This window comes from Pseudomonas fluorescens, from assembly GCF_902497745.1.
Lineage (GTDB): Bacteria > Pseudomonadota > Gammaproteobacteria > Pseudomonadales > Pseudomonadaceae > Aquipseudomonas > Aquipseudomonas fluorescens_BM.
Genome location: NZ_CABVHJ010000010.1, coordinates 62669 through 72851 on the forward strand (window position 1 = coordinate 62669; position 10183 = coordinate 72851).

A 10183-nucleotide genomic window follows, 5' to 3' on the forward strand; every position below is an offset into this window, starting at 1 on the left:
AGCAAGCCATGAACGATCCGAAAACCGAAGCCAAGTACGAATCCATCCTCCTGCGCGTGTTGTGGATGATCGTTTACGTGCTGGTCTGGCAAGTGGCGCAGTTCATCCTCGGCGCGGTGGTGCTGGTGCAACTGATCTATCGTTTGATCTATGGCGCCCCGAGCGCCAGCCTGATGAACTTCGGCGACAGCCTGAGCCAGTTTCTGGCGCAGATCGGCCGCTTCGGCAGTTTTCACAGCGACCAGAAACCCTGGCCGTTCGCCGACTGGCCAGCGCCGCGTACCCCGGAAGGTGAAGCGCCACACGCCGTCGCGCCAGCGCCGCATCCGGTCCGGGATGAGGAACCCAAACTATGAAACTCTGGGTATTGCGTCACGGTGAGGCCGTGCCTTACGGCTCGTGCCCCGATTCCGAGCGGGAACTGACCGACCACGGTCGCAAAGAAGCCTTGAGCAGCGCCGCGCGGTTGATCGGCCAGCCGCTGACCGCGATTTACGCCAGCCCTTATCTGCGCGCGCAGCAGACTGCGCAGATTGTCCGTGAGGCGCTGGGTTTCGAGCCGGAGATTCGTACGGTCGAGTGGCTGACACCGGAAGTTGATCCGGACAAGGTTACCGATCAACTGGTGTCGGTGAGCAATGTGTTGTTGGTCAGCCACAACCCGTTGGTGGGCAATCTGCTCAGCTATCTGCAGCATGGCGCCGGGTATCCGCCGGAGAAGGTCAGCACCGCCGGTCTGGCTGAGCTGGAAAGCCCAGAGCTGCTGATCGGTTCGATGACCCTCAACAGCCTCAGACATCCGTAACGCTGATCCCTTGTGGGAGCGAGCTTGCTCGCGAAAGCGGCGTGTCATTCACCCTTTATGTGTCTGACACACTGCATTCGCGAGCAAGCTCGCTCCCACATTGGTTTCTGCAAACGGCAATGAAATTATTTGTTTGAATTTTCCAACCAAGCACTTGCTTGGTTGACTACGCTTGCTCCAGACCCAAAAAACAGGAGCGAGTCGCATGTCTGCCGCCTTCCGTTTGCCGCTGGACGTGTTCTACGAACGTGAAGCCCGGCACCCGCGCCAGCGCTTCCTCGTGCAGCCCACCGGCGGCGGCCAGGTCGAGACGCTGAGCTGGGCCGACGTCGGCCATCAGGCCCGCTGCGCTGCGCATTGGTTGCGTGCGAGGGAGTTACCGCAAGGCAGCCACATCGCCCTGATCTCGAAGAACTGCGCGCACTGGATCATCGCCGACCTGGCGATCTGGATGGCCGGGCACGTCTCCGTTCCGCTGTATCCCAACCTCACCGCCGACTCCGTCGCGCAAGTGCTCAACCACTCGGAAAGCGTTCTGGCCTTTATCGGCAAACTCGACGATTGGCCGGGCATGGCCAAAGGCGTGCCGACCGATTTGCCGACCATCAGCCTGCCGCTGCATCCGCCCGGGGATTTCGATTTCAGTTGGGCAGACTTGCAGCGCAGCTCACCGATTCAGGACGATCCGCGCCCGGCGGGCGAGCAACTGGCGACGATCATCTACACCTCCGGCACCACCGGCCTGCCCAAAGGCGTGATGCACAGTTTTGCCAATCTCGGTTTTGCCACGACCCGTGGCACGCAACTGTTTGGGCTCAACGAGAACGACCGGCTGCTGTCGTACCTGCCGCTGTGCCACGTTGCCGAGCGAATGTTCGTTGAACTGGCCTCGATCTATACCGGGCAGACAGTTTTTTTTGCCGAGAGCCTCGACACCTTCATAACCGATCTGCAGCGAGCGCGGCCGACCGCGATGTTCGGCGTGCCGCGCATCTGGACCAAATTCCAGATGGGCGTGTACAGCAAGATCCCGGCCAAGCGCCTCGACTTCCTCCTCGGCCTGCCATTCATCGGCAAGCGGGTCGGGCACAAAGTGCTGGCGGGGTTGGGGCTGGATGCCTTGCGTGTGGCGTTGTCCGGTGCCGCGCCAGTGCCACAGACCTTGCTTGCCTGGTATCAGAAACTGGGCCTCGATGTATTGGAGGTCTATGGCATGACCGAGGGCTGCGGTTATTCGCACATCTGCCTGCCGGGGCAATACAAGCAGGGCTGGATCGGCAAGCCGTGTCCGGATGTCGAGGTGCGCATCGATGAATCGGGCGAGGTGCAGGTACGCAGTCAGGCGAACATGCTCGGCTATTTCAAGGAGCCGCTGAAAACCGCAGAAACGCTTACCGAGGATGGCTTCCTGCGCACCGGTGACAAGGGCGAGCAGGATGCCGAAGGGCGCCTGCGTCTGACCGGCCGGCTCAAGGAAATCTTCAAGACCAGCAAGGGCAAATACGTCGCCCCGGCACCGATTGAAAACCGTTTGGCCGTGCATTCGCGGATCGAACAGGTGTGCGTGGTCGGTGACGGTTTGAGTGCCCCGTTGGGTTTGTGCGTGCTGTCGACGGTCAATCAGGAGGAGGGCCGGGCGAGCCTGCATTCGAGCCTGGAAAAACTCCTCGAAGAGGTCAACGCCGTGCTCGACAAGCATGAGCGCCTGCGCCGGCTGGTGGTGGTCAAGGACAGTTGGGCGGTGGAAAACGGCTTTCTCACGCCGACCTTGAAGATCAAGCGCAATGTCATCGAAGACACCTATGGCGCCCGTTTTGAAGAATGGAGCGAGCGCAGCGAGGCGGTGCTGTGGCAGGATTGAGCGACGACTAAAACAACAAAGGAAGTCTGCGATGAGCTTGTGGCGTACCACTCCCGACATCGAGCAGTTGAATGCGATCCAGAAAAACACCATCGGCGAAGTACTCGACATCCGCTTCGAAGCGTTCGACGAAGAATCGCTGACCGCGAGCATGGTCATCGACCATCGCACCCACCAGCCCTACGGTTTGCTGCATGGCGGCGCATCGGTAGTGCTGGCGGAAACCGTCGGTTCGATGGCCAGTTATCTGTGCATCGATGCCAGCAAGTTTTATTGCGTCGGCCTTGAGATCAATGCCAACCATTTGCGCGGCTTGCGCACTGGCCGGGTGACGGCGGTGGCCAAGCCGATTCACATTGGTCGCACCACCCATGTGTGGGATATCCGTTTGACCAGTGATGAAGGCAAGGCCAGCTGCGTGTCGCGGCTGACGATGGCGGTGGTGCCGCTGGGGCAGACGCCACCTTCGCAATGAATCAGGTGCTATTTCACCGCCCCAGTACTCTCATGGGCAGATCAATCTCGCTGCGCATCTCGGGATGATAGCTGTCAGGTGTTGAACTCCTCCAGAGGCTGTTCTCGGCTGTGAACTGGTCGAGGGTGAAGTCTGCGTCATCGGCCCTGTACAGCTCGAAGGCGCCGCGCTGCACGTGTTGACCCAAGTAAGTCCGGGCCTCGGTGTGCGCACTGAAACTGGCGACGACACCTGTCCGTACGGGATCGTCGATAGCATTTGTCAACGGCGCGGCGAGTAATGTCAGCGAGGCGGTCGCCATTGCTCCGGCGGTGCGTGTCGTTGCGCCGAATAGCAATTCCACCCCGTTCGGCATCGACAGCTGATGTTGTTCCGGGACACGGTATGCACCACCTCGCAATGAATGGATCGCCGTGATGGACATACCGTTCAGGCCCTCTACGACTGCGCTGGCAGCGACTCCGGCGCCGGCTGCCATCTCTGCTCTGCCGGCGCCGCCCGCGAAAAGCAGCGCCGCATAAGGCACAGCTCGAAACACCGCTGTGGTGCCTGACGGGGCAAGTGTGACACTGGCGCCGATGTTGGCGAGCGTACGTTGGCCGGCTTCTCTCGTCAGGTTCCCCGGCATGCTCGCAAGAATACCGATGGCGGTGAGGTTCAACGCTTCCCGGTCGGCCAGATACGCATACAGCGGCGCCGCCGCTCCTGCTGCGGCGCCCGCAAGGCCAAAGACACCCGCCACGAGGGTCTGTACCGTGCGGCTCTGAGTGCGACTGTTGGCAATCCGGCTGCCTGCCCCGACGCCCATGGCGCCGCCGACGAGCGCGCCAGCCAAGGTGCCAGCGATGGTCAATCCCAGGTTGGCCCCGGGGTCGGGCGCCGAGTCGGGGTTGTCTGATGCCCATTGCTGCATGCCCTGCGCGGCAAAGTATCGAACGGTGCCTCCCGCCAGGGCACTCAACCCATCACGGGCAAAGGTGGCTAACGCCGCGCCGGTTCCCTCTCTGACGGTGATCAGCCCATGAAAATCCACGTGTCCGATCGGGTTGCCGTGGACCATGGCGAACAGATTGAGCCCGTCCTGCACGCCAAGCGGGTCGGCATTGAGCCAACGCTGAAGCCACGGCGCGTAGTAACGGAAACCGTAATAATACAATCCGCTGGCATCCCGTTCCTTTCCCGAATAGCGTAGCGTTTTGTAGCTCGCCTCGACCTGACTGCGTCCTGCCCACCAGCAGGTGCCGCCGTAGGGGTAGTAGCTTTCCTGCGAGATGATCTGTGCCCGGGCATCCAGTTCCACTGTGCTGGAATTCAAGTGATCGGTGAAGTTATAACGCTGCTGATGCCGGGGCATGTCGTGCGGTGGTTCTGTTTCGAAATGCAGCACCTGTACGGTCGCACGGCCGGCCTTGATGGTGATGACGTGAACCGTCTGTTGCGGGTCGGTGCGGATTTCCAGTCCCGGCAGGTAACGGGTTTCACTGAGTCGTTGCAATGTCCCTGTGTAAGCCCCGTGGAGTTTTCGCTGGCGCTGACCATTAGCGTCATACACGTGATAGTCGATGTCATCCGGCTCATCTTCCCGGAGCACATGATCGACTTGCTTCAATCTGTTGCGTAGATCCCACTGCAAAGCTTGCCCGTCATGGAGAGCCACGCGGTTGCCATTGGCATCATAAGCGGCAGCGATGTCTTTTTCGCCGGGGAGCTGGCCGTCGGGTTTCTCCGGCAGGCTGCGATTGCTCGAACTGGCGACAACCGTGCGCTCGGTGTGGTTGCCACTGGCCGCACGGTGTTCCATCAGCAGCATGTTGCCGGCGGGATCATAGGTGTAGGTACGCGTGTAATTTTCCAGTTGTTGCGGATCGACCGGAGAAATGAATTCCGGCAACAGTGGCCCGCCGGGTGCATTGCGAATCTGCCGGCCACTGGCTTCGATCAAGCGCGAGAGGCTGTCGTAACGGTAGCGGCAGAGCGCTTCGGTACGCTGGTTGCGGTGATGGGTGGCCGCAGCCGCACGATCGCTGATGCAGGTGATATTGCCGACCGCGTCATATTCGTAGCTCAGATCCTGCAGGATCGGCCCGTTGGGAGCGCGAGTCAGCAGGTGCTGCAGGCGCCCGTCTTCAATACTGAACGTCACGCTGGACTCCACACCATTGCCCGCTCGCTGATGCTCCAGATGGCCGAAGGCGTTGTAGCGGATGTCGTTGACCAGTGGCTGGCTGTCGGCGTCGCTGGCCAGTTTCAGAAGGGTGGCTTTCAATTGGCCTGCCCGATCTTGCAGGAGCGTTTGCCGGTTGCCCATTGCGTCAATCCGGGCAATCAATTCACTCATGGCGTTGTAGCCGAATCGGGTAGTGGCGGGACCGGGCTCCAGAAATACCTCGCGATCGGCTTCCAGCTCCGGCCAGTCCACGGTCCAGCGGGGTTCAGCGTTGAAAGTACGGCTCAGTTGCAGAGGTTGGCCGCTCATTGTGAAGTCAGAGAAAAGCAGGGTGCCTGCCGTATCGTCATGCCGAATCAAACGGCCGCAACGGTTATGGCCGTCCTCACCTGTGCCTTCGAAGTAAGTAAAACGTTCGGTGCAGTACTCAGGTTCACCCTCTGATTGCTCGTACGTAGCGCTCGGACGCCGCAGGGCGTCATGGCGGGTACTGCTGTGGTTGCGCTTCTGGTCCCAGCCTTCAAGGTGAATGCCGTCTTCTGCGTTGAGGCGCAAGCGCCAGCCGGCGTCAGTGTTTTCGCTCAGGAGCACGGCGCTCGACAGACTGAATACATTCCGGTGGTTCGCAGGCATGTCCTCGAGGAAGAGTCTGGGGTCGCGATGGAGCACCGTACGACCGGCTGCATCATGAGCCTGTTGAGTAATGTAACCCTCAGGCGCCGAGATGCTGTCGCGACGGTGGTAACTCACATGTCGCAGAACCAGCCCGCGCGGGTCGAACGCCTGGATGGCGGGTGTATGAGCGTGCGTCATGGGGCCAGCAATCGGGTCAATGAGGATGAGTTTCTTATCGGGTCGCGCGCGACAACTGTCAACTGACAGAACTGACAGTTGACAACCCACACTTTCATGGCGGTGGATAAGGTATAGCCGTGGCGCGACTGTCATCATTCCTGGCAGTTACGGTCATTGCTCCAAGGCGCGGTCTTACGGACAATCAACGCCACGTTCTCCGCTCATGGATTTGCCCGTATGTCGCAACCGATCTTTTTCGCCCACGCCAACGGCTTCCCTTCGGGCACCTATGGCAAGTTGTTCGCGGCGCTGGCGCCCGAGTATCGGGTTGCGCATCTGGAGCAGCACGCGCATGACCCGCGCTTTCCGGCGGATGACAACTGGTACAACCTCGTCGACGAGTTGATCCACCATTTGCAGCAGCAGGATCAGCCCGTGTGGGGCGTTGGCCACTCGTTTGGCGGTGTGTTGCATTTGCACGCAGCGCTGCGATGTCCTGAGTTGTATCGCGGCGTGGTGATGCTTGATTCGCCCGTTTTGACCCGCACCGATCAGTGGGTAATTCGCGCGGCCAAGCGCTTTGGCTTCATCGACAGACTGACCCCGGCGGGCCGTACTCTGGGCCGGCGTGAAGAGTTCGCCGATCTCGACAGTGCGCGCAGCTATTTTGCGGGCAAGACGCTGTTTCGCGGTTTCGATCCGGAATGCTTCGACGCCTATCTGCAGCACGGTTTGCACAGGGTCGGCGACAAGCTGCGCCTGCGCTTCGATCCGGCGACCGAAATCAGCATCTATCGCGGCGTGCCGCACACCAGCCCTGGCCATACCCGGAAATTGCAGGTGCCACTGGCGGTGGTGCGCGGGCACAAGAGCCGCGTGGTCATGCGCCATCACACCCGTTTCGTTGCACGTCTGGCCCAAGGCGAGGCACTGAGCATGCCCGGCGGACACATGTTCCCGCTTGAGCGTCCGCAGGACACCGCACGGTTGTTGAAGAATCTGTTTACTCGCTGGGAAAACCGGCAGGACAAGGATTGCGCATGAGCCCGACCTTCGAAGAAGTGCGCCTGAGCCTGCCGCATATCGAACTGGCGGCGCATTTGTTCGGTCCCGAGGATGGTACGCCGGTAATCGCCCTGCACGGCTGGCTGGATAACGCCAACAGCTTTGCCCGTTTGGCGCCGAAGCTCAAAGGCCTGCGCATCATTGCTTTGGACATGGCCGGGCATGGGCACTCTGGGCATAGGCCGAACGGTGCTGGGTATGCGCTGTGGGACTACGCCCATGACGTGCTGCAAGTCGCCGAGCAACTGGGCTGGAAGCGGTTCGGCCTGCTTGGACATTCGATGGGCGCCATTGTCTCGATGGTGTTGGCGGGTTCGTTACCGGAACGCATCAGCCATTTGGCGTTGATCGACGGCGTGATTCCTCCGACGGACAAAGGCGAAAATGCGGCCGAGCGTATGGGCATGGCCCTGCAAGCACAACTGGATCTGCGCGAGAAGCGCAAACCGGTCTACAACACCCTCGACCGTGCCATCGAGGCGCGCATGAAAGGTCTGGTGGCGGTCAGTCGTAAGGCGGCTGAATTGTTGGCTCAGCGCGGTTTGATGCCAGTGCCCGGCGGCTACACCTGGCGCACCGACAATCGCCTGACCTTGCCATCGCCGCTGCGTCTGACTCAGGAACAAGCAATGGCGTTCGCGCTTCGAGTCAGTTGCCCGGCGCACCTGGTGGTCGCGGCTGACGGCATGCTGGCCAAACATCCCGAGCTGCTGGAGCGTCTACCCTTTAGCCGGGAACAGTTGGCGGGCGGGCATCATTTGCACCTGAACGATGAGGCCGGGGCGGACCTTGTCGCAGACTGTTTCAATCGGTTCTTCGCCATTCCTTGACTTGCTGCGGGCAACTGTCGAGGCTGGTCGGGTTGAAATGGGAGACAACCACGATGGATTTTTACACCGCTGCGACCTCGAATTACCCAGCATTGCCGATCCGATGAGCCTGACTATGCGGTCACTCAGTCTGTTGGCACTGTGCTGTTTCAGTACCGTTTCATTCGCCGCCGATGTGCCGGGCAGTCAGGATCTGCAGATCGTGCCGCGTCTGGCCGATGCACAGATCGTCGACTATCGCCCTCCGGTTGAACTGGAGCGGATCTATCCGCTGGGCTCGATCCGCAAGATCAGCGGGCAACTGCGCTTCGACGGCCAGGTCACCGCCCGTGGCCATACCACTTCGGTGACCTACGAATTGCCTCCCGAACACTCCGCCACCGAAGCCTTTACCGCTGCTCGCGAAGCCCTGCAAAAACAGGACGCCGAATTGCTGTTCTGGTGTCAGGCCCGTGATTGCGGCGAAAGCAGCCTGTGGGCCAACGAGGTGTTCGGTAACTCCAAACTGTATGGTGCCGACGAACAGCAGGCCTACTTGCTGTTGAGGCTGGCCGCGCCACGGGATAACACGCTGGTGGCGCTCTACAGCATCACCCGTGGCAATCGCAAAGCCTATCTGCATGTCGAACAGTTCGAGGCGATTGCACCGCTGGGTGAACTGCTGCCGACCTCGGCGACCCTGTTGCGCCAGCTTAAAAGCACCGGTGAACTGGATTTCCCTGATCGGGTGAATGAGCCTGATGACACCTGGCTCCGGCTGATTTCCCGTGGTCTTAACCTCGACACGACGTTGCGGGTGACGGTGTCCGGGCCCAAGGCCGAAGCCTGGCGCCAGGCGCTGATCAATCAGGGCGTGCGGGCGGCACGCATGGAAACCGGCAGTGTCGAAGGCTCTGGCCTGCGCATCGATCTGTTGCGTTAAGCTGTTGCGGGCGAGCACGAACCGCGTGTTCGCCTACTCTTTGCCTGACTGACTTTTTCGAGACCTTACATGCTCAATAACGATCGCCTGCTGGTGCAGATCCTGCTGCTGGTGTTGTTTGGTGCCAGCCTGTGGGTGATGGCGCCGTTCTGGTCGGCGCTGTTCTGGGGCGCGGTGCTGGCGTTTGCCAGTTGGCCGCTGATGCGCCTGTTGACCCGTTGGCTCAATGGTCGTGAGTCCTTGGCTGCGGCGATTCTGACGTTGGGCTGGATGCTGCTGGTGGCGGCGCCGTTGGTGTGGCTGGGGTTCAACCTGGCCGATCATGTGCGTGATGCTACGGCGTTTATCAAGGATGTGCAGGTCGACGGTCTGCCTGAGGCGCCGGCATGGCTGGGGACTGTGCCGTTTGTGGGGGAGCGGTTGGTCGGGCTGTGGAACAGCATTGATCAGCAGGGCGCCGCACTGATGGTGTCGATCAAACCCTATCTGGGGCAGGTCGGTAACTGGCTGCTGGCGCGCAGTGCGCAGATCGGCGGCGGGATTCTCGAGCTGACGTTGAGCATCGTCTTTGTGTTCTTTTTCTATCGTGACGGGCCTCGGCTGGCGGCGTTTGTGCACAGTCTGCTGGAGCGCTTGATTGGTGATCGCGCGGGCTATTACATCGAGCTGGTCGCCGGGACTGTGCAGCGGGTGGTCAACGGGGTGATCGGCACGGCGGCGGCGCAAGCGGTTCTGGCGTTGATCGGGTTTTTGATTGCCGGGGTGCCGGGGGCGTTGGTGCTCGGGATCGTTACCTTTCTGTTGAGTCTGATTCCGATGGGGCCGCCGTTGGTGTGGGTGCCGGCGACGGCCTGGCTGGCGTGGAAGGGTGAGTATGGGATGGCGGTGTTTCTCGGGATCTGGGGGACGTTCATCATCAGTGGTGTGGATAACGTGCTCAAGCCGTATCTGATCAGTCGCGGGGGGAATTTGCCGTTGGTGATTGTGTTGCTTGGGGTGTTTGGCGGGTTGATTGCTTTTGGGTTTATCGGGTTGTTTATTGGGCCTACGTTGTTGGCGGTGGCTTATAGTTTGTTGACGGATTGGAGCAAGAGTCAGTCTCGGGTTGAGGATCGGCGGTAGCTGTTTTGGGTTTTGGGTTTTGGGTGAATATCCGTTCCTGCGGTAACGGCGGCTTAGGGTTCCGCCCTTACGGCGGGTCACTTTTGACAAACGCCTCAAAAGTAACCAAAAAGGCTTGCTCCTGCGTGCGGCCCGCTCGCT

9 protein-coding genes are annotated in these 10183 nt (G+C 60.6%); 8 read left to right on the forward strand and 1 reads right to left on the reverse strand.

Annotation, left to right across the window (positions count from 1 at the left end; genetic code table 11):
• Nucleotides 1–8 precede the first annotated feature (8 nt).
• The 4 genes from F8N44_RS16855 (at nt 9) to F8N44_RS16870 (ending at nt 3141) form a co-directional block, all read left to right on the forward strand.
• Entirely contained in the window at nt 9–356 is a 348-nt protein-coding gene (locus F8N44_RS16855; protein WP_122592244.1) for a DUF4389 domain-containing protein, read from the forward strand.
• Complete coding sequence (gene sixA, locus F8N44_RS16860; RefSeq protein ID WP_150651084.1) at nt 353–805, forward strand: phosphohistidine phosphatase SixA; 453 nt, start codon at nt 353–355, stop codon at nt 803–805. The genes F8N44_RS16855 and sixA overlap by 4 nt, the downstream gene beginning before the upstream one ends.
• A gap of 205 nt (nt 806–1010) precedes the next feature.
• On the forward strand, nt 1011–2666 hold the full coding sequence (locus F8N44_RS16865; protein WP_150651085.1) for an AMP-binding protein: 1656 nt from the start codon (nt 1011–1013) through the stop codon (nt 2664–2666).
• 31 nt (nt 2667–2697) lie between these two features.
• Entirely contained in the window at nt 2698–3141 is a 444-nt protein-coding gene (locus tag F8N44_RS16870; protein ID WP_150651086.1) for a hotdog fold thioesterase, read from the forward strand.
• A gap of 13 nt (nt 3142–3154) precedes the next feature.
• Here F8N44_RS16870 and F8N44_RS16875 read toward each other — a convergent pair whose 3' ends face one another.
• Nucleotides 3155–6121 (reverse strand): RHS repeat-associated core domain-containing protein, encoded by a 2967-nt coding sequence (locus F8N44_RS16875; protein ID WP_150651087.1) that lies wholly within the window; start codon nt 6119–6121, stop codon nt 3155–3157.
• A 219-nt stretch (nt 6122–6340) separates the two neighbouring features.
• On the opposite strand from F8N44_RS16875, the gene F8N44_RS16880 reads away from it, so the two are divergent.
• The 4 genes from F8N44_RS16880 (at nt 6341) to F8N44_RS16895 (ending at nt 10042) form a co-directional block, all read left to right on the forward strand.
• On the forward strand, nt 6341–7147 hold the full coding sequence (locus tag F8N44_RS16880) for an alpha/beta fold hydrolase (RefSeq protein ID WP_150651088.1): 807 nt from the start codon (nt 6341–6343) through the stop codon (nt 7145–7147).
• Nucleotides 7144–7998 carry an alpha/beta hydrolase gene (locus F8N44_RS16885; protein ID WP_150651089.1) on the forward strand — a complete coding sequence of 285 codons (855 nt, stop codon included), beginning with the start codon at nt 7144–7146 and terminating at the stop codon, nt 7996–7998. The genes F8N44_RS16880 and F8N44_RS16885 overlap by 4 nt, the downstream gene beginning before the upstream one ends.
• Before the next feature lie 115 nt (nt 7999–8113).
• Nucleotides 8114–8920 (forward strand): DUF4892 domain-containing protein, encoded by an 807-nt coding sequence (locus F8N44_RS16890; protein WP_150651090.1) that lies wholly within the window; start codon nt 8114–8116, stop codon nt 8918–8920.
• Between the two features lie 69 nt (nt 8921–8989).
• On the forward strand, nt 8990–10042 hold the full coding sequence (locus F8N44_RS16895) for an AI-2E family transporter (RefSeq protein WP_150651091.1): 1053 nt from the start codon (nt 8990–8992) through the stop codon (nt 10040–10042).
• Nucleotides 10043–10183 lie beyond the last annotated feature (141 nt).